General features: G+C 69.7%; 18 protein-coding genes and 1 tRNA gene. 10 read left to right on the top strand and 9 right to left on the bottom strand.

Annotation, left to right across the window (positions count from 1 at the left end; translation table 11 throughout):
• Window positions 1–74 precede the first annotated feature (74 nt).
• From mshC to HQ306_RS11260, 5 genes are all read right to left on the bottom strand, one after another.
• Window positions 75–1,313, bottom strand: a complete 1,239-nt coding sequence (gene mshC, locus HQ306_RS11280) for a cysteine--1-D-myo-inosityl 2-amino-2-deoxy-alpha-D-glucopyranoside ligase (protein ID WP_027505337.1) — start codon at window positions 1,311–1,313, stop codon at window positions 75–77.
• A gap of 47 nt (window positions 1,314–1,360) precedes the next feature.
• A complete protein-coding gene (locus tag HQ306_RS11275) occupies window positions 1,361–2,200 on the bottom strand; it encodes an SCO1664 family protein (RefSeq protein ID WP_373425285.1) in 840 nt (279 codons plus the stop codon).
• Entirely contained in the window at window positions 2,197–2,793 is a 597-nt protein-coding gene (locus HQ306_RS11270) for a DUF3090 domain-containing protein (RefSeq protein WP_027505335.1), read from the bottom strand. The genes HQ306_RS11275 and HQ306_RS11270 overlap by 4 nt, the downstream gene beginning before the upstream one ends.
• Before the next feature lie 65 nt (window positions 2,794–2,858).
• A complete protein-coding gene (locus HQ306_RS11265; RefSeq protein ID WP_222631104.1) occupies window positions 2,859–3,587 on the bottom strand; it encodes a histidine phosphatase family protein in 729 nt (242 codons plus the stop codon).
• Between the two features lie 47 nt (window positions 3,588–3,634).
• Window positions 3,635–4,480: an undecaprenyl-diphosphate phosphatase gene (locus HQ306_RS11260; RefSeq protein ID WP_027505333.1), complete on the bottom strand. Its 846-nt coding sequence runs from the start codon at window positions 4,478–4,480 to the stop codon at window positions 3,635–3,637.
• Between the two features lie 161 nt (window positions 4,481–4,641).
• On the opposite strand from HQ306_RS11260, the gene HQ306_RS11255 reads away from it, so the two are divergent.
• Complete coding sequence (locus HQ306_RS11255) at window positions 4,642–5,571, top strand: aldo/keto reductase (protein WP_222631102.1); 930 nt, start codon at window positions 4,642–4,644, stop codon at window positions 5,569–5,571.
• A 3-nt stretch (window positions 5,572–5,574) separates the two neighbouring features.
• Here HQ306_RS11255 and HQ306_RS11250 read toward each other — a convergent pair whose 3' ends face one another.
• Window positions 5,575–5,931, bottom strand: coding sequence for a hypothetical protein (locus tag HQ306_RS11250; RefSeq protein ID WP_027505331.1), 357 nt, complete (start codon window positions 5,929–5,931; stop codon window positions 5,575–5,577).
• 140 nt (window positions 5,932–6,071) lie between these two features.
• Between HQ306_RS11250 and HQ306_RS11245 the strand changes: the two genes are divergently transcribed.
• From HQ306_RS11245 to HQ306_RS11235, 3 genes are read left to right on the top strand one after another with little or no spacing between them, the layout of a single operon-like run.
• Window positions 6,072–7,115 (top strand): hypothetical protein, encoded by a 1,044-nt coding sequence (locus HQ306_RS11245; protein ID WP_222631100.1) that lies wholly within the window; start codon window positions 6,072–6,074, stop codon window positions 7,113–7,115.
• 48 nt (window positions 7,116–7,163) lie between these two features.
• On the top strand, window positions 7,164–7,382 hold the full coding sequence (locus tag HQ306_RS11240) for a DUF5703 family protein (RefSeq protein WP_037185612.1): 219 nt from the start codon (window positions 7,164–7,166) through the stop codon (window positions 7,380–7,382).
• Window positions 7,383–7,437: 55 nt separating this feature from the next.
• Window positions 7,438–8,523, top strand: a complete 1,086-nt coding sequence (locus HQ306_RS11235; protein ID WP_307092970.1) for a quinone-dependent dihydroorotate dehydrogenase — start codon at window positions 7,438–7,440, stop codon at window positions 8,521–8,523.
• An 11-nt stretch (window positions 8,524–8,534) separates the two neighbouring features.
• Here HQ306_RS11235 and HQ306_RS11230 read toward each other — a convergent pair whose 3' ends face one another.
• Window positions 8,535–9,065 (bottom strand): YbhB/YbcL family Raf kinase inhibitor-like protein, encoded by a 531-nt coding sequence (locus tag HQ306_RS11230; protein WP_027505328.1) that lies wholly within the window; start codon window positions 9,063–9,065, stop codon window positions 8,535–8,537.
• Window positions 9,066–9,099: 34 nt separating this feature from the next.
• On the bottom strand, window positions 9,100–10,464 hold the full coding sequence (locus HQ306_RS11225; protein ID WP_081821196.1) for a M20/M25/M40 family metallo-hydrolase: 1,365 nt from the start codon (window positions 10,462–10,464) through the stop codon (window positions 9,100–9,102).
• 153 nt (window positions 10,465–10,617) lie between these two features.
• Here HQ306_RS11225 and HQ306_RS11220 point away from each other — a divergent pair.
• From HQ306_RS11220 to HQ306_RS11195, 6 genes are all read left to right on the top strand, one after another.
• Window positions 10,618–10,703, top strand: a tRNA-Leu gene (locus HQ306_RS11220).
• 78 nt (window positions 10,704–10,781) lie between these two features.
• Window positions 10,782–12,254 carry an SDR family NAD(P)-dependent oxidoreductase gene (locus HQ306_RS11215; protein WP_037185609.1) on the top strand — a complete coding sequence of 491 codons (1,473 nt, stop codon included), beginning with the start codon at window positions 10,782–10,784 and terminating at the stop codon, window positions 12,252–12,254.
• Between the two features lie 57 nt (window positions 12,255–12,311).
• Window positions 12,312–13,808, top strand: a complete 1,497-nt coding sequence (locus tag HQ306_RS11210; protein ID WP_222631098.1) for a glutamate-cysteine ligase family protein — start codon at window positions 12,312–12,314, stop codon at window positions 13,806–13,808.
• A gap of 38 nt (window positions 13,809–13,846) precedes the next feature.
• Window positions 13,847–15,148 carry a trans-acting enoyl reductase family protein gene (locus tag HQ306_RS11205; RefSeq protein WP_056444622.1) on the top strand — a complete coding sequence of 434 codons (1,302 nt, stop codon included), beginning with the start codon at window positions 13,847–13,849 and terminating at the stop codon, window positions 15,146–15,148.
• Window positions 15,145–16,608 carry a CoA transferase gene (locus HQ306_RS11200; RefSeq protein ID WP_222631096.1) on the top strand — a complete coding sequence of 488 codons (1,464 nt, stop codon included), beginning with the start codon at window positions 15,145–15,147 and terminating at the stop codon, window positions 16,606–16,608. The genes HQ306_RS11205 and HQ306_RS11200 overlap by 4 nt, the downstream gene beginning before the upstream one ends.
• Before the next feature lie 12 nt (window positions 16,609–16,620).
• A complete protein-coding gene (locus tag HQ306_RS11195) occupies window positions 16,621–17,664 on the top strand; it encodes a nucleoside hydrolase (protein WP_222631094.1) in 1,044 nt (347 codons plus the stop codon).
• A 2-nt stretch (window positions 17,665–17,666) separates the two neighbouring features.
• Here the strand turns inward: HQ306_RS11195 and meaB are convergent, their stop codons facing one another.
• Window positions 17,667–18,677 carry a methylmalonyl Co-A mutase-associated GTPase MeaB gene (gene meaB, locus HQ306_RS11190; protein WP_027505321.1) on the bottom strand — a complete coding sequence of 337 codons (1,011 nt, stop codon included), beginning with the start codon at window positions 18,675–18,677 and terminating at the stop codon, window positions 17,667–17,669.
• Window position 18,678 lies beyond the last annotated feature (1 nt).

Below are 18,678 nucleotides of genomic sequence, written 5' to 3'. Positions count from 1 at the left end.
CCGCTCGAGCGCCGAATCGGCGGGATCCCGCTCGATATCGCACCGAGAAGAGCAAAAACACCACTCCCGACGAGCTAGAGCTTCACACCCAGCAGCGCGTCCACCGCCAGCGACACCAGCCCCGGCGCCGCGGGGTCGGAGCCGCCGAGCGTCACGGCGTCGTGTGCCCACGCATCGATCGCGTCGAGTGCCTTGGCGGAGTCGAGATCGTCGGCCAGGTGCTGGCGTACGCGGGCGACGGTGTCCTCGGCGGACTGTGCCGACTCGAGCGCCACGGCCTTGCGCCACAACGCGAGTCGGTCCTGCGCAGCGGCGAGGATCTCGTCGGTCCAGGTGCGGTCCTGCCGGTAGTGGCCGGCGAGGAGACCGAGGCGGATGGCACCGGGATCGACACCCGCAGCGGTGAGCTTCGAGACCAGGACGAGATTGCCCAGCGACTTGGACATCTTCTCGCCGTCGAGGCCGATCATGCCGGTGTGCACGTAGTGTCGCGCGAAACGGTCTGCGCCCGTGAGCGATTCGGCGTGGGCCGCGGAGAATTCGTGGTGCGGGAAGATGAGGTCACTGCCGCCACCCTGCACGTCGAAGCCGGATCCGATGCGGTTCAACGCGATCGCCGCGCACTCGATGTGCCAGCCGGGGCGCCCCGGACCGAACGGCGAGGGCCACGACGGCTCGCCCGGACGCTCGGCCTTCCAGACGAGGGCGTCGAGAGGGTCGCGCTTGCCGGGGCGGTCGGGATCTCCGCCGCGCTCCGCGAAGAAGGTGTCCATCGTCGCCCGGTCGTACCCGGACTCGTAGCCGAACTGCTCGGTGGCGTCCGCGCGGAAGTACACGTCGGGGTACTCGGCGTCGTCCACCACGTAGGCGGCGCCCGAGGCGACGAGCTTCTCGACGAGCTCCACGACCTCGGTCACGGACTCGACCGCGCCGATGTAGTCGCGCGGCGGGATGACGCGGAGCGCGGTCATGTCCGACCGGAAGAGGTCGGTCTCGCGCTGTCCGAGCGACACCCAGTCGTCGCCGTCGCGTGCCGCGCGCTCGAAGAGCGGGTCGTCGACGTCGGTGACGTTCTGGACGTAGTGCACGTCGTGGCCGGCGTCGCGCCACACCCGGTTGACGAGGTCGAACGTCAGGTAGGTGGCCGCATGGCCCAGGTGCGTCGCGTCGTACGGGGTGATGCCGCAGACGTACATGGTGGCGGTCGAACCGGGCGCGACGGGACGCACGGCGCGATCGGCCGTGTCGTACAAACGGAGCGGCGGGCCCTCGCCCGGCACGCTGGGAACGTCCACTTCGGGCCACGACTGCATGGGTGAAGACTATCCGGTCGGGCCGGAGCCGCCGCCGCGTGCCCGGTCTAGAACGCGGGCCAGGGAATGGGCCTGCTGGAGTCGGGCGCCGGCATGACCGGTTCCGCGAGCAACCGCGACACGCGACCGGCCAGCGCCTCGATCTCCTCGTCGGTGATGTGCGGCGCGAGGGTGTCCCCGAAGGCACCGCGCAGGTCGCGGGAGAAGTCGACGAGGTCGGCCACCAGCGCGGCGTCGACGGGTCGACCGGCCCACCCCCACAGCACGGTCCGCAGCTTGTTCTGCCGGTGCAGGGCGATGCCGTGGTCCACGCCGTACACGGAGCCGTCGAGTGCCTCGAGCACGTGTCCGCCCTTGCGGTCGGCGTTGTTGATGACGACGTCGAGCACGGCCATCCGGTGCAGCCGCGGATCGTCCGCGTGCACCAGTGCCACCTCGTCGCCGGCATCGTCGTAGGCCCGGAGCACGGGGATGTAGGACGAGGGCACTAGGTCGGGGCGGCAGAGGTCCACCATGTCGTAGCCCTCGCCCTTCTCGGGGAGGCGCTCGACGGTGTCGATCCACCGCTGCACCATGCCGACGCCGAGCGGACCGTCCCGTAGCACGGTCGTGGGCACGACGCCCCAGCCCAGTGCGTCGGAGATCAGGTAGGACGAGATCTCGCGGCCCGCCAGCGTGCCGTCGGGGAAGTCCCACAGCGGCTGTTCCCCGCGCACCGGCTTGTAGACACAGCGCAGTGCCGGCGCCGGATCCTCACGCTCGATCTCGCACACGAGCGTCGCGTTGGACGCCTGCACCACGCGACCGACGATGGTCATCTCGCCGTGCGCGAGCAGGTCCGTGTCGTCGTCGGTCCAGGGCGCGGTGGCGTCGCCGGCGGAGGTCAGGACTCGTCCCCGAACTCGGTGGTGTCGCTTCCCAGCACGGTGCCGCGCCGGTACCCGTTGGTCCGCACGCACATGTGACCACCGGGCGCGAGGGGCTCACCGCAGAGCGGGCACGGGGGCCGACCGGCAGCGATGACGCGCTCGCTGCGCGCGGCGAACTCACGGGCCTGCTCCGGACTCAGGAACACCCGCACGGCGTCCGGACCCTCGTCCGTGTCGTCGAGCACCACCGACTCGTCGATCTCGGTCTCGGTGATGGCGAGCAGCTCCACCACGACGGCGCCGGCGTCGGCATCCCAGCCCAGACCCATGGTCCCGACCCGGAACTCGGCGTCCACGGGCATCACCAGTGGGTCGACGTCGCTCGGATCGGCTTCCTCGGGTGGCACATCGGTACCGAAGCGCCTCGCCACTTCGTCGAGCAGGAGCCCGACACGGTCGGCCAGGACCTGAACCTGCTGCTTCTCGAGTGCCACCGACACCACTCGGGCGTCGTGCACTGCCTGGAGGTAGAAGGATCGATCGCCGGGCTCACCCACCGTTCCGGCGACGAACCGGTCGGGGGTGCGAAAGACGTGAATCGCGCGTGGCATATCTGCACCTCCAAAGATCGCGCCGCCGAACTGCCGCGGCTGTGACTCCCATTATCCGCGTGTTGTCACTGTCCGGTGGAACCACCGGGGACGGCGTCCGATTCCGACGCGGTCGGAGCCTGGTCGGACGGGGCCTCGGCAGTGGTGTCCGTCTCGGCGGGCGGCGTCGGAACGAACTGCGTCAGATCCCCACCGAGATCGCCGAGACGATGGACGAACGGCCGCGTCTCGGTGTACCGGACGACACTGATCGACGCCGGGTCCACCACGATGCGCTGGAACTGGTCCAGGTGCGACCCCAGAGCATCGGCCAGGACGGACTTGATGACGTCGCCGTGCGAACAGGCCACCCACAGCACGTCGGCGCCGTGCTCGGCGGCGAGCCGCGCGTCGATCTCACGGATCGCGCGCACCGCCCTGATCTGCACGTCGGCGAGGCCCTCACCCCCGGGGAAGACGGCAGCGGACGGGTGCTGCTGCACCACCTTCCACAGCGGCTCCCCCACGAGATCCTTGATCGGCTTGCCGGTCCACTCGCCGTAGTCGACCTCGAGCAGCCGATCCTCCACGACGGGTTCGAGCTCGCGCGCCGCAGCGAGGGGCGCGACCGTCTGTTCGCACCGGAGCAACGGTGATCGCACGATCGCCGCGAGCGTAAGCACCTCGAGACGGGCGACGACGCGCTCCGCCTGCTCCCGACCGAGATCGTCGAGTTCCACGCCGTCCGACCTGCCCGCGAGCGTGCCGGCCGTGTTGGACGTCGAGCGTCCGTGGCGCAGAAGTATGACCGTCATGACCTCAGCCTAGTGAGACGCGAGGGGCGCCCGGCGTCGCGGTGGCGTCAGTTCGCTGCGACGACACCCGTGGCGAGGAGGCCGAGAACCGCGACGCCGACGACGATGCGGTACCCGACGAACCAGTACAGCGAGTGGTTCTCGACGAAGCGCAGCAACCAGGCGATGGAGGCGTACCCCAGTACGAAGGCCACGAGCGTCGCCACGACGAGCTGGGATCCCGACGCCTGCAGACCTTCGCCCGCCGGTTCGAAGGCATCCGGCAAGGAGAAGAGTCCGGACGCGGTGACGGCCGGGATCGCGAGCAGGAACGAGAAGCGGACCGCGGCGGCACGCGTCAGCCCCATGAACAGACCGGCACTCGTGGTGGCGCCGGATCGGGACACGCCCGGGATGAGCGCGAGACACTGCGCCGCGCCCATGACGAGGCCGTCGCGGGTGGTGAGCTTCTCGATCGGTCGCGTCTGTCGGCCGACCTTCTCCGCGACGGCGATGACCACGGCGAACACGATGAGCAGCGTCGCGATGATCCACAGGTTGCGCGCGCCCGTCCGGATCGCGTCCTTGAAGACGAAGCCGAGCACCCCGATCGGGATGGTGGCGAAGATGACGTACCACCCCATGCGGTAGTCCAGCGTGTCGCGCTGGGACTTGTCGGCGATTCCGCGGAACCACGCCGCGACGATGCGCCCGATGTCGCGGGCGAAGTAGAGCAGGACCGCGGCCTCGGTACCGAGCTGCGTCACCGCGGTGAACGACGCGCCGGCGTCGTCACCGAAGAAGACCTCGGAGACGATGCGCAGGTGTGCAGAGGAGGAGATGGGGAGGAACTCGGTCAACCCCTGCACGGCGCCGAGCACGAGGGCCTGCACCCAGGACATCGATTCCGCGATCATCGCTGCTCTCCTGCCGTCCGATTCCGCGGCGCGCAGACGCCACCGACGAGGTTTCCTGTCGAAGTCACGAGGCACGACCGTACTAGGGTCGTGCCTCGACCACCGTGTCGGCAGGACGAGACACGGACGGAACACGGCGAAACGGATGCACTGCCTTCATGAAGCACAGAACGGTCGGGAGCAGCGGGCTGCGGGTGTCACGCCTGGGGCTCGGAACGGGTGAATGGGGACGCGGAGTCGACGGTGACGACGCCGCGGCGCAGGTGACGGCGTTCGTCGACGCGGGCGGGACCCTCGTCGACGCGTCCGCCTCGTATGGAGACGGACGCGCGGTGCGGGTGTTGGCCGAAATCGTCGACGACGTGGTTCCGCGCGGTGAGCTGGTTCTCAGCATCGATTCCGGCGTCTCGCGTCCGGACACCTCGGGGCACTGGACCGTCGACTGCTCGCGGCGCGCGCTCCTCGCAGACCTGGACAGGACACTGCGCGAGCTCGGCACCGATCACCTCGATCTGTGGAGCGTCGGCGCGTGGGATCCGCAGACCCCTCTCGGTGAGGTGGCGGCGACTCTGGAGCACGCGGTCTCGTCCGGGCGGGTCCGCTACGCGGGTGTTCGCGGCTTCACGGCGTGGCAGCTGGCCACCGTGTCGGCGTCCGTCGACATCACCGCGGCGCAGGCGGAGTACTCCCTGCTCGCGCGCGGCGCCGAGGACGAGCTGTTCCCCGCGGCCGACCACCACGGCGTGGGCGTTCTCGCGGTGTCGGCTCTGGCGGGCGGCGTGCTCACGGGCAAGTACCGGGACGGTGTACCCGCGGATTCACGCGGCGCGGACGATCACCGACGCCACGCGCTCGCACCCTTCCTCGGTGAGGACGGCGGGAAGGTGGTCGAGGCTGTCATCACGGCGGCCGACGGTCTGGGCACGTCGCCACTCGCGGTGGCTCTGGCGTGGGCCCGAGATCGCCCCGGTGTCGCGTCGGTCGTGGTCGGGACGCGGGACATCGGTCAGCTGACGGGTGTGTTGGCCGCCGAGGAGGTCGCGCTTCCGTCGGCCATCACCTCCGCGCTGGACGACGTCAGTTCCTGACCGTCACTTCGGGTCGATCGCGTTGCCCAGCCGCCCGAGCAGCGATCGCAGGAGTGTGGTGTCGGGCGGCTGCGGCGAGTCGAGCGGACGGACGTCGGCGACCGCGTCCCGGACCGCGGCGACGATCGAGCGCTCGTCCGAGAGGTCGACGTCCGTGACATCGCGCTCCGCGACCGCGTCGACGTCGAGATCGTCGGGAACGGCCTGCGCCAGGTCGGAGCGGTAGACCTCCACGCGCAACGACTTACCGCGTACCCGGAAGGCGAAGCTCCGCCCGTCCGGAGTGGACCCGAACCCGTGGGCGTGCGCCCCCACCGACACGTCCTCCACCGAGAACTCCGCATTGCTCGGCCCCGTCATGCGCCCTCCCTCGCTCTCTCTCGTCGACAGGCACTCGTCGAAAAGTACAGACGCGTCATGGTGGACACATCCCTCCCCTGTGCTCGCGCCGGGACGGCGAGATGATCGGATGAGAGAAGACCTGAAGGAGAATCACCCCCATGGCACCCCGACCGACCAGTGCCCACTCGGCACGACGCAGCAGTACCCGTTTCGTCCTTCTCGGCCTCGCCCTGGTGACGACGGTCACAGCAGGATGCGCGAACTCCGACGATCCGGAGCAGCTGAACACGCGTGAGCCGGAGGTCGCCGCGGTGTCCCCCGACACGACCGTCACGCCGGCGGGCGTCACGGCCGACCCGCGCTTCGGCGGTCCGGCCACCGTCGACGGCCTCGCGATCGAGCCTCGCGACCGGATCGCCGGGATCCTCACCGACGACGGTACGACGCTGCTGCTGACCCCGCTCGACTCGGAGGAGAATCCGCGCTCGGTGCGACTCTCCGCACCCGGCACGTCCGTCTCCGCCGGCAGGGACGGCGAACTGTTGGTCACGTCGTCGTCGGGCATCAGCCGGGTGGACGCGCAGTCCGGTGCGACGACGGACGTCGCGGTCGACGGCGGCGCCGCCTCGGTGACGCCGTGGGACGACGGGTACGCCATCGGGACGCCGACCGGAACCGTCGTGATCACGGGAGCCGACGGCGCGGTCGAGAGCACCATCCCCGGTCAGGCGTCGGTCGACGGTCTCGTACGCACCGGAGACGATCTGGTGTCCCTGGACACCCGGCAGACGTCGGTGACGTCCGTGAACGTCGGTGCCGAACGTCTCGGCGCCGCGCTGCGCGCAGGCGACGGGGCCACCCGCATGACCGGATGCGCCGACGGTGCCGTCGTGGTCGCCGACACGACCGACGACGAACTGCTCGTCTTCACGGGCGACCCCGATCTGATCATGCGACAGCGCTACCCCGTCGCCGGCTCCCCGTTCGCCGTCGCGTGCGAGGACGACGGCACCGTGTGGGTGACCGTGACCGCACTGAACGAGGTGGTGGGATTCGACATCACCTCCGGAATTCCTGTCGAGTCGGCACGGTTCCCCACAGTGCGCCAGCCCGACTCGCTCGCCGTGGACTCGCAGTCCGGCGAACTTTTCGTAGGCTCGAACAGTGGCGCCGGGGTCCAGGTGATCCCGACCCGGGCGTGAGTGCCCGCGAGGACGAGAGCGAGATCCGTGAACCGGAACAACCGTGCGATGCCCGTCGGCTGGGAGACCCAGTCGGACGACTGGGAGTACGTGCCCATCAAGCTGCCGCCGGACGTCACCCGAGTGACGGCCTCGATGCGGCTGGCCATCTCCGCCGAGTTCGGTGGGTGGGAGCTCTCCCGGGTCCGGCTGTACACCGACGGCAGCAGGCGAGTACTTCTCAAACGACGCAAGACCGCGCACCACGTGCCCGATCCCGGTCTCTGACCGAGTGGCGGCGCCGCACCACCGACGAGATTCCCCGACGAGAGGTTTCCAGGCTGTGAGCCCCTACCGGCTGCTGCTCCGCGCGATGTTCCTGCTCCCTCCGGAACGCATTCATCACCTCGCATTCGCGGCGATGGTCGCGGTGACTCGATTCGCGCCCCTGCGTGCGCTGGTCTCGCGCGTGCTCTCGGTCCGAGATCCGGCACTGCGGACGACCGCCTTCGGCGTGACGTTTCCCACCCCGGTCGGGCTGGCCGCCGGTTTCGACAAGACCGGTGAGGGTGTCGACGCGTGGGGTCCGCTGGGGTTCGGTTTCGCGGAGGTCGGCACCGTGACCGCGCAGGCGCAACCCGGAAACCCACAGCCTCGACTCTTCCGGCTTCCCGCCGACCGAGGCCTGCTCAACCGCATGGGTTTCAACAATCCGGGTGCTGCGGCGGTGGCCGAGCGTCTGCGCGGACGACGCGGGGACATCCCGGTCGGCGCCAACATCGGCAAGACGAAGGTGGTTCCCGCGGCGGACGCCGCGATCGACTACACGGAGAGTGCGCGGCTGCTCGGCCCGCTGTCGGACTTCGTCGTGGTCAACGTGAGTTCGCCGAACACCCCCGGACTGCGGGATCTGCAGGCGGTGGAATCGCTGCGGCCTCTGCTGGCCGCCGTGGCGAGCGTCGTGACGGTGCCCGTCCTGGTGAAGATCGCGCCCGACCTGTCGGACGACGACGTCGACGCGGTGGCAGACCTGGCCATGGAGCTGGGATCCGCCGGCATCGTGGCGACCAACACGACCATCGGGCGCGACGGGCTGCGGACGGCCGGGGCCGCGGATCTCGGAGCGGGTGGCGTCTCCGGCCCGTACGTCGCGGACCGATCACTCGAGGTGCTGCGCCGACTGCGTGCACGCGTCGGGGACTCGATGACGCTGATCTCGGTCGGCGGCGTCGAGACCGCCGACGACGCGTGGGAACGCATCCTCGCCGGTGCCACCCTCGTGCAGGGGTACACCGGCTTCGTCTACGGCGGTCCGTTCTGGGCGCGTCGCGTCGCCGTCGGCCTGGCTCGACGAGCTCGGGCCGCGGGATTCGCCTCGGTGGCCGACGCGGTCGGCACGGAGACTGTCCCGCGGCCCGGGCCGCGCTGACTCGGTTCTCGTCAGCTCTGCTCGTACGTGCCCACGATGACGGCACGCGCGATGGCGTGACTGAAGAGGTTGAATCCGAGGTACGCCGGTGACGCACTCTCGTCGATCTCGAGCTTCTCGACGTCGACGGCGTGTACCGCCACGAAGTAGCGGTGCGGTCCGTGCCCCTGCGGGGGTGCGGCACCGATGAACCGGGCCAGGCCCGCGTCGTTGCGCAGCGTGATCGCGTCGTTCGGCAACCCGGTGGAGCTGTCGTCGCCCGCTCCGGTGACCAGGGTGGTGGTCGAGACGGGGATGTTCGCCACCGCCCAGTGCCAGAAACCGGACGCCGTCGGCGCATCGGGGTCGTAGACGGTGACGGCGAAGCTCTTGGTCTCCTCCGGGAAACCCGACCACGACAGCTGCGGCGAGTTGTCGTGGCCGCCTGCGCCCATGATGCCGCTGACCTGGTCCTCGTGGAGCGGCTGACCGTCGGTGACGTTGTCCGACGTGAGCTCGAACGACGGCAGCGACGGCAGTGCGGCGTAGGGATCGTGTGACATGAGGTCCTCTCGGGAGATATGGGTTCGGGGGTTGTCAGCTGTGCAGAAGGAAGTGCTCGAAGACCTTGGTACCGAAGATCAACGACTCGACGGGTACCCGTTCGTCCACGCCGTGGAACAACGCCGCGAAGTCGAGCTCGGGCGGCAGCTTGAGCGGCGCGAAGCCGAAGCAGCGGATGCCCAGCTTGGCGAACGCCTTGGCGTCGGTGCCGCCGGACAGCATGTAGGGCACCGTGCGACCGTTCTCGTCGAACGCCAGGATCGCGTCGTTCATCGCGTCGACGAGGTGCCCGTCGAACGTGGTCTCGTACGGCTCCAGGTCGGTGATCCAGGACCGTTCGACGTGCGGACCGATGAGCGCGTCGACCTCGCGCTCGAACTGCGCCTTGCGTCCCGGCAGGACGCGGCAGTCGATGGTGGCGGAGGCCGTCTGCGGGATGACGTTGGCCTTGTACCCGGCCGAGAGCATCGTGGGGTTTGCCGTGTCGCGCAGTGTCGCGCCGACGATGCGGGCGATGCTGCCGAGCTTGGCGAGGGTGCCGTCGATGTCGGGCGACTCGGGGTCGAAGGCCAGGCCGGTCTCCGAGCTCACGGCGGCGAGGAACTCGGTCACCGAGTCCGTCATCACCAGCGGGAACTGGTGGTTACCCAGTGCTGCAACGGCTTCGGCGAGGTACGTCACGGCGTTGTCCTCGTGCAGGAACGATCCGTGACCGGCGCGAGCCTTGGCCGTCAGACGCATCCAGGCGAGCCCCTTCTCCGCCGTCTCGACGAGGTAGAGGCGACGCTCGTCGCCCTCGGGGGTGGACACCGTCAGCGAGAAGCCGCCGACCTCGCCGACGGCCTCGGTGACACCCTCGAACAGATCGGGTCGGTGCTCGACGAGCCAGTGCGACCCGTACCTGCCGCCGGCCTCCTCGTCGGCCAGGAACGCGAAGACCAGGTCGCGGGGCGGGACGGTGCCGGCCGACTTGAACTGTCGGGCCAGCGCCAGGGCCATGCCGACCATGTCCTTCATGTCGACGGCGCCGCGTCCCCACAGGTAGCCGTCCTCGACGGCACCCGAGAAGGGATGCACGCTCCAGTCGGCGGGCTCGGCCGGAACGACGTCGAGGTGGCCGTGCACGAGCAACGCGCCGCGTGAGCTGTCGGCGCCGGCCAGTCGGGCGAAGACGTTGCCGCGGCCGGGCGCACCCGACTCGACGTACTCGGTCTCGTACCCCACGGCCTCGAGCTGGCGCGCCACCCACTCGGCGCACTCCTTCTCGCCGGCGGTGGTCTCGAGCTCACCGGTGTTGGAGGTGTCGAAGCGGATCAGCGACGAGACGAGGTCGACCACCTCGTCCACGGCCACGGTCTGCTTCTCGGTCTGGTGGTCGTTCTCTCCTGTTGCGGACACAGCTCGTTCCTACCACTCCAGGTGCCTCGGCAGGTGCTGCGACGTGCGGTTTTGGTCCAGGGCGCGGTATCGGCTAGATTTAGCGACCGCACCGAGAACATGGGTGCGACGCGATCGTGAACTGTGTGTGACCAGCAGGGCGTGACGCGGGTTGTCCGAGTGGCGGAATGGCAGACGCGCTAGCTTGAGGTGCTAGTGTCCTATTAACGGACGTGGGGGTTCAAGTCCCCCCTCGGACACCGAAGACAGACCGACGAAAGCCCCGATTCCTCACGGAATCGGGGCTTTCGTCATGACACGGGAGCGTGGAGGCGGCGATGACGGAGCACAGCGTGACGGGCATCGACCCCGACGAACTCGCCGCGTGCCTGCGCGTGCTCGACCGCGCGGCGGCCCTGGACGACGATCACCCCGACGCCGTGACCGTGCAGCGTGCCACGGCCGGCATGTTCAAGGCCGCGAAGAAGCGTCGCCGCCTGGAGTCGCGCGCCCGCGTCGCCGACGCCGACCGCGCCGTCGTCGCCGCCACGGCGACCGGATCACCCGACCGCATCGACGACGAGACCGCCGGGCTGGCGCTGACGTCGGCCACCACCACCGAGACCGCGGGCACACTGCAGCGTGCGCGTCCCTGCTACATCTGCAAGCAGCGGTACACGACGGTGGACGCGTTCTATCACCAGCTCTGCCCCGAGTGCGCCGCCCTGAACCACGCGAAGCGGGACGCCCGGACCGATCTCACCGGCCGCCGCGCCGTGCTCACCGGCGGGCGCGCGAAGATCGGCATGTACATCGCGTTGCGCCTGCTGCGCGACGGTGCTCACCTGACCATCACGACGCGCTTCCCCGCGGACGCGGTGCGCCGGTTCTCCTCGATGTCCGACAGCCACGACTGGATGCATCGGCTGTCCGTCGTCGGCATCGACCTGCGTGATCCCGCGCAGGTGGTCGCGTTCGCGGACTCCGTCGCGGCGGAGGGCCCGCTCGACATCCTGATCAACAACGCCGCTCAGACCGTCAAGCGGTCCGCCGGCTCGTACACCGCCCTCGAGGACGGTGAGCACGGCGTCGATCTGGCAGCGCTCGGGGTGCGCACGTTCGGCGCGACGAGCGATGCCCACCCGGCAGCGCTGGTGGGAGCGTTCGGCGAGACCGACGGCGACACCGTCGCTCTCGACACCGCCGTCATGGCGAACATGGGGCCGTCGCAGGTGACCTCCATGGCCCTCGTCGCCGGTTCGGCGTCCCTGCAGCGCATGGCTGCCGGAACGGCGATCGACGCGGGTGGGCTGGTACCCGACGAGGCGCCGACCAACAGCTGGGTGCACACCGTCGACCAGGTGGATCCCGTCGAGCTGCTCGAGGTGCAGCTGTGCAACTCGGTGGCGCCGTTCATCCTCGTCTCGCGCCTGCGCGCCGCCCTGGCGGCGTCGCCGCATCGTCGGTCCTACGTCGTCAACGTCTCCGCGATGGAGGGCCAGTTCGGCCGCGGCTACAAGGGACCGGGGCATCCGCACACCAACATGGCCAAGGCCGCACTGAACATGCTGACGCGCACCAGTGCGAACGAGATGCTCGACGACGGCATCTCGATGAGCGCGGTGGACACCGGCTGGATCACCGACGAACGCCCGCACCCGACGAAGATCCGCCTCGCCGACGAGGGCTTCCACGCGCCCCTGGATCTGGTGGACGGCGCGGCTCGTGTCTACGACCCCATCGTCCAGGGTGAGCTCGGTGTCGATCTGCACGGGAAGTTCCTCAAGGACTACGCGGCCTCGCCCTGGTGACACCGCCGAACCCCCGTGTCGTGCGCCTGGCGGCCGCCCACGTGGTGCAATGTCGTGATGGGCGACGAGGTCGAGCAGCGCACGTTCAGCCGTAAGGACCGGCAGATGTTCCGGCACAAGGTGCAGGAGTGTCTGGACGCCCTGGCGGCGATGTTGGCGGACGACACCTTCCGGGTGGACGAGCCACGCCTGGGCATGGAGATCGAGCTCAACCTGGTGGACGAGTCGATGCAGCCGGCCATGGCCAACGCGGCCGTGCTCGAGGCGATCGCCGATCCGGACTTCCAGACCGAGCTGGGCCAGTTCAACATCGAGATCAACGTGGCCCCGGAACCGCTGGCGGGCGACCGGATGCGCATCCTGGAGAACGGATTACGCACCTCCCTGGACACCGCGGACGCCCGTGCTCGTGAGCAGGGATGCGCCCTGGCGATGATCGGGATGCTGCCCACGCTGGGCAAGGATCACTTCGCCCACCATTGGTTGTCCAGCAATCCGCGATACGACCTGCTCAACCAACAGATCTTCGCGGCGCGCGGCGAGGACATCGAACTGTCGATCACCGGGGTCCCTCTGCCCGGCAGCCACGACATCGAGTCGTTGAACGAGATCTCCGACACGATCCTCCCCGAGGCCGCGTGCACCTCCGTGCAACTACACCTGCAGGTCTCGCCAACGGAGTTCCCCGCGCACTGGAACGCCGCGCAGGCGCTGGCGGGAGTGCAGGTGGCACTGGCCGCCAACTCCCCCTTCCTCGCCGGCAAGGCACTGTGGCACGAGACCCGGATCCCCCTGTTCGAACAGGCGACGGACACGCGCCCACAGGAACTCAAGAACCAGGGAGTACGACCCCGCGTGTGGTTCGGCGAGCGCTGGATCACGTCGATCTTCGATCTGTTCGAGGAGAACTCGCGGTATTTCCCCGCGCTGCTGCCGGTCGTGTCCGACGAGGATCCGATGGCCGAACTCGCGGCGGGCCGAGCGCCCGGCCTGACCGAGCTGAAGATGCACAACGGCACCGTCTACCGATGGAACCGTCCGATCTACGACACCTCGAACGGCGAGCAGCACATCCGCCTCGAGAACCGCGTTCTTCCCGCAGGGCCGACCGTGCTCGACGTCCTCGCCGACGCGGCGCTGTACTACGGCACCCTGCGGTCGCTCGTCGACGCGGACCGGCCGGTGTGGACGCAGATGTCGTTCGACGCCGCCGTGGAGAACCTGCACTCGGCGGCCCGCGGCGGGTTCGACTCGAGGCTCTACTGGCCGGAGGTCGGCTGGATCTCGCCGCAGGAGCTGGTCCTGCGCCGACTGCTGCCCATGGCCGAGGCGGGTCTCGCGTCGTACGGCGTGGACACCGAGGTGCGCGACCGCTACCTCCGGGTCATCGAGGGTCGATGCCTGCGCCGTCAGTCCGGATCGGTGTGGCAACGCAATGCCGTCGTCGCACGCGAGCGTGCCGGGGAGTCGCGCGAGCGCGCGGTGGCGGGCATGTTGTCCGACTACCTACAGCTCATGCACGAGGGCGAGGCCGTCCACACGTGGTCGTGGTGAGTGATGGTGGGTCACAGGAGCGCTTGTAGGCTCGGGTGATGGCCGAGACTTCCGCACCTGATCCATCCGAACTCGACACTGCGTCCGATCTCGACACGGCAGGGGATCGCGAGTTGGACGTCGTCGTCTACGGCGCCACCGGTTTCGTGGGCGCGCTCACCGCCGAGTACCTGGCGAATCATGCCCCGCAGGGCACGTCGATCGCTCTCGCGGGCCGGTCCCGATCCAAGCTGGAGTCGACCCGTCGCGGTCTGCCGTCCCGCGCCGCCGACTGGCCACTGCTCGTCGCGGACGCGGACGACGAGGCCGCGCTCACCGACATCGCTTCTCGCACACAGGTCGTCATCACCACGGTCGGGCCGTACGCGAAGTTCGGACGCACGCTCGCGCACGTCTGCGCGGCGCACGGCACGGACTACGTCGACCTCACCGGCGAAGTGCTGTTCGCTCGCCTCAGTGCCGACCAGAACCACGATCTCGCACACTCCACCGGCGCTCGGATCGTGCACTCCTGCGGCTTCGACTCGGTGCCGTCCGACATCGGCGTGCACGCGCTCTACTCCAAGGTCCACGAGGACGGAGCAGGCGACCTGACCGACACCACCCTCGTCGTGACGTCGATGAGCGGCGGAGTCAGCGGCGGCACCATCGACTCGCTGCGCGGCCAGATCGACGAGATCACGAAGGACCGCGCCGCGGCGAAGATGGCGGCGAGCCCCTACTCGCTCAGCCCCGACCGCTCGATCGAGCCGGATCTGGGACGCCAGAGCGACACCCCCATCGTCAAGGGCGCCGACATCCACCCCGATCTCAAGGGGTGGAAGGCACCGTTCGTGATGTCCTCGTACAACACTCGGGTCGTGCGCCGCACGAACGCGCTGCTCGGATACCCGTACGGCAAGAACTTCCGCTACAGCGAGGTCATGAGCGTCGGCTCGTCGCCCGCCTCCCCGGTGATCGCCGGTGCCGTGCTCGCCGGACTGGGCGCCTTCGTCGCGGGCATGGCCTTCAAGCCCACCCGTTTCCTCCTCGACAAGATCCTGCCCAAGCCGGGCGACGGTCCCAGCGAGAAGACCCGGCAGAAGGGGCATTTCACGATCGACGTCTACACCACCACCAGCACCGGTGACCGGTACGTCTCGCGCGTGAAGGCGAAGGGCGATCCTGGCTACGCGGCCACCGCCATGATGCTGGGCGAATCGGCACTGGCGCTCGCGCTCGACCGTGACGCACTCCCCTCCGTCGGCGGCGGCGTGCTCACCCCGGCCTCCGGAATCGGTGACGCGCTGATCCACCGACTCCGCGGCGCCGGCATGGAGATCTCCGCGCGCAAGGTATGACCGACCTGCTGCACCGGTACCAGGCCGACCTGGGTCTCGCTCAGGCCGCCGACATCACCGTGCGACCCGTGTCCGAGGGCGTGTTGTCGTCGACCCTGCCGGTGGCCGCGCTGGCCGTCGGTGCGGTCGCTGCACTCGGTTCCGCGGTCGACCGGTTCCGCGTGGCCTCGGGGCTGACCGCGCCGTCACCGCGCGTGGTGGTCGGCGATCGGGTCGCGGCGTCGTTCGCGGGAGACAGACTGTTGCGCATCGACGGGCGGCCGGTCGCAGGGTTCGCCGCCCTGTCCGGCTTCTTCCGCACCGCGGACGGGTGGGTGCGCACCCACGCCAACTACCCGCACCACCGGGCGCGACTGCTCTCGCTACTCGAGCTCGCCGACGACGCCGACCACACCGCCGTCGCGGCGGCTCTGCTCCGCCACGAGGCTCTGGACGTGGAGGAGCGTGCAGCAGAACTCGGCGCGCTCGTCGTGGCGGTGCGGACCCCGGACGAGTGGTTCGGCTCGGCGCCCGGCCGTTTCACGCGTTCCGGCCCCATCGTCTCGTCCACCGTGCGTCCCGACGGTCTGCCGTCGCTCCCCGAACCACCGACCGACCCGATGCGACCGCTGGCCGGGGTGCGCGTACTGGATCTCACGCGGGTCATCGCCGGCCCGGTCGCCGCGCGCGATCTGGCCCTCCTCGGTGCATCGGTACTGCGGGTCGACTCCCCACTGCTGCCGGAGATCGAAGCCCAGCACCTCGACACCGGCGCCGGCAAGTACTCGACACTCCTGGACGTGCTCGTCGACGACGACGACGAGCGACTGACGGCGCTGATGTCGTCGGTGGACGTGGTGGTCGGCGGCTACCGGCCGGGCTCCTACATCGACGACCACCTCCGCGCGCACCGGCCGAGCGGAGCGATCATCGGGACGGTGAGTGCGTGGGGCGGCCGGGGGCCGTGGGCACGGCGGCGCGGATTCGACAGCCTGGTGCAGGCGGCGTCCGGCATCGCGAACATGTGCGGCGGGAAGGCCGGAGGCCGGTCGGATGACGGCGGGAAGGCCGGAGGCCGGTCGGATGACGGCGGGAAGGCCGGAGGCCGGTCGGATGACGGCGGGAAGGCCGGAGGCCGGTCGGATGACGGCGGGACGGCCGGGGTTCCGGGGGCGCTGCCGGTGCAGGCGCTCGACCACGCGTCCGGCCACCTGCTGGCGGCGGGGATCGTCGACGCTCTGACCCAGCGCCTCGACGGTGGCATCGGTAGGACGGTGTCGGTCTCGTTGGCACGCACTGCCGCCTGGCTGCTCGATGCCGACGGCAGGGTCGACACTCCGGCCGACCCCGTGCTGCCGACGGACGAGCACACCGTCCTCCACGACGACGTGCGCACGGCCCGACCGGCGCTCGCGGAGTACGACGATCACCCCTTCCCGGCCCGCCCGTGGGGATGCGACGAGCCGCGCTTCCCGTCCTGACAGGATGGCGGCATGACCGACGTCGACTCCCCCGCCCGCACTCGACTCCTCGTCGACGTCGACACCGGAATCGACGACTCCCTCGCTCTGGTCTATCTGGCTGCGAGTCCGGAGGCCGAGATCGTGGCCGTGTGCTGCACGGCGGGCAACGTGCCCACCGCGCAGGTGACACGGAACACGCTGTCCTGGTTGGAGATCTGTGGTCTGACCGACGTGGAGGTGGCCGTCGGCGTCGACGCACCTCTGGTCGCCCCGCTGATGACGACGGAGGACACGCACGGTCCGCTGGGAGTGGGCTACGCGAATCTGCCGGCGCCCACCATGACCGTCTCCGATCGGACGGCGGCGCAGGCGTGGGTGGACCTGGCGCGCGAGAACCCGGGCGAGCTGGTCGGACTGGTGACCGGTCCGATGACGAATCTGGCTCTGGCACTGCGGCTCGAGCCCGCACTACCCGTGCTGCTGAAGCGTCTGGTGATCATGGGCGGCAGCATCGATCACCCGGGGAACACGACGCCCACCTCCGAATGGAACGTGGCGGTCGACCCGGAAGCTGCGAAGGAGGTGTTCGACGCCTTCGACGCGGTGCCCTCGGGCCGGGAGCCGATCGTGTGCGCCCTGGGCCTGACGGAACGGATCGAGATGCGTCCGTCTCACGTGGCACGTCTGGCAGAGATCGCCGGATCCGTTCCGGTGGAGCATCTCTCGATCGACGAGGTGGGAGCACGCTCGACGGCGTCGGTGCCCGTCGTGCGGTACCTGACGGACGCGGTGCGGTTCTACATGGAGTTCCACCACGCGCAGGGTGAGGGATACCTGGCGCACATGCACGACCCGTTCGCGGCGGCCGTCGCACTGCACCCGGAGATCGCCGAGTACGCCCTGGCCACCGTCGACGTCGAACTCGTCGGGACCCTCACGCGGGGAACGACGGTGGCCGACCGGCGCGGGTTCTGGGGACGTCGCCCCAATGCCGCGATCGCCGTGTCGACCGATCCGGACGCCTTCTTCGATCACCTGCTCGCGACGGTCGGGGCGTTCGCCGCCGGGACCTGAGTTCAGCCGTCGAAGGCGGTCAGGATCTCCTGCGCACCCAGTGCGGCCGTGAGCGATCCGTCGGCCACGCGCCTCTCCACGTCGGCGCGGACGGCGGTCACCGCGGGACTCGACGACAGTCGGCGCATCAGCTGGTCCTGCACCATGGTCCACACCCACTGGACCTGCTGGTCGCGGCGGCGGGCGTCGAAGTCGCCTGCCGCGGTGAGGACGTCGCGATGGCGGCACACAGTGTCCCAGAACTCCGTGAGTCCGGTCTCCTCGATCGCGCTCATCGTCAGCACGGGCGGCGTCCACAGGGCGTCGTGCGGGTAGATCAGTCGGAGCGCTCCGGCGAGTTCGCGCGCGGCACCCTTGGCGTCGCGGAGATGGTTCCCGTCGGCCTTGTTGACGGCGACCACGTCGGCGAGTTCGAGGACACCCTTCTTGATGCCCTGCAGCTGATCTCCCGTGCGCGCGAGCGTCAGGAAGCAGAAGGTGTCCACCATGCCCGCGACCGTGATCTCGGACTGCCCGACCCCCACGGTCTCCACCAGCACGACGTCGTAGCCGGCCGCCTCGAGCAGCACGATCGTCTCGCGGGTCGCCTTCGCGACACCGCCGAGGGTTCCCGACGTCGGGGACGGCCGGATGTACGCCTCGGGCGCGACCGTGAGCCGTGCCATCCGTGTCTTGTCCCCGAGGATGGAGCCCCCGGTACGGGTCGACGACGGATCCACCGCGAGAACCGCGACGCGGTGGCCCTTCTCGATGAGCGTCATGCCCAGGGCGTCGATGAACGTCGACTTGCCGACTCCCGGTACGCCCGTGATGCCCACCCGATGTGACCCCCCGGCGTGCGGAAGGAGCTCGAGCAGCATCTGTTGGGCGAGGTCGCGATGGTCGTCGCGGGTGGACTCGACGAGGGTGATGGCACGCGCCAGCCCGGCACGCTCACCGGCCCGCACCGAGGCCACGAGCGCGTCGAGATCGATCGCCGGACGCGTGGGACGTGCTGCGGTCGCGTCGGACATG

It is taken from the genome of Rhodococcus sp. BP-160 (genome assembly GCF_019836205.1).
Taxonomy (GTDB): Bacteria; Actinomycetota; Actinomycetes; order Mycobacteriales; family Mycobacteriaceae; genus Rhodococcoides.
Note: the sequence above shows the minus strand (reverse complement) of the source record. Positions and strands in the feature narration are given on the sequence as shown.

Excerpts from the sequence above, each read along its gene's own strand:
- HQ306_RS11240 (WP_037185612.1), top strand. The coding sequence starts at position 7,164 with ATGCCCGTCGGCTGGGAGACCCAGTCGGACGACTGGGAGTACGTGCCC.
- mshC (WP_027505337.1), bottom strand. The coding sequence starts at position 1,313 with ATGCAGTCGTGGCCCGAAGTGGACGTTCCCAGCGTGCCGGGCGAGGGC.
- HQ306_RS11210 (WP_222631098.1), top strand. The coding sequence starts at position 12,312 with ATGGGCGACGAGGTCGAGCAGCGCACGTTCAGCCGTAAGGACCGGCAG.
- HQ306_RS11205 (WP_056444622.1), top strand. The coding sequence starts at position 13,847 with ATGGCCGAGACTTCCGCACCTGATCCATCCGAACTCGACACTGCGTCC.
- meaB (WP_027505321.1), bottom strand. The coding sequence starts at position 18,677 with ATGTCCGACGCGACCGCAGCACGTCCCACGCGTCCGGCGATCGATCTC.
- HQ306_RS11195 (WP_222631094.1), top strand. The coding sequence starts at position 16,621 with ATGACCGACGTCGACTCCCCCGCCCGCACTCGACTCCTCGTCGACGTC.
- HQ306_RS11265 (WP_222631104.1), bottom strand. The coding sequence starts at position 3,587 with ATGACGGTCATACTTCTGCGCCACGGACGCTCGACGTCCAACACGGCC.
- HQ306_RS11250 (WP_027505331.1), bottom strand. The coding sequence starts at position 5,931 with ATGACGGGGCCGAGCAATGCGGAGTTCTCGGTGGAGGACGTGTCGGTG.
- HQ306_RS11270 (WP_027505335.1), bottom strand. The coding sequence starts at position 2,793 with ATGCCACGCGCGATTCACGTCTTTCGCACCCCCGACCGGTTCGTCGCC.
- HQ306_RS11230 (WP_027505328.1), bottom strand. The coding sequence starts at position 9,065 with ATGTCACACGATCCCTACGCCGCACTGCCGTCGCTGCCGTCGTTCGAG.
- HQ306_RS11215 (WP_037185609.1), top strand. The coding sequence starts at position 10,782 with ATGACGGAGCACAGCGTGACGGGCATCGACCCCGACGAACTCGCCGCG.
- HQ306_RS11255 (WP_222631102.1), top strand. The coding sequence starts at position 4,642 with ATGAAGCACAGAACGGTCGGGAGCAGCGGGCTGCGGGTGTCACGCCTG.
- HQ306_RS11245 (WP_222631100.1), top strand. The coding sequence starts at position 6,072 with ATGGCACCCCGACCGACCAGTGCCCACTCGGCACGACGCAGCAGTACC.
- HQ306_RS11200 (WP_222631096.1), top strand. The coding sequence starts at position 15,145 with ATGACCGACCTGCTGCACCGGTACCAGGCCGACCTGGGTCTCGCTCAG.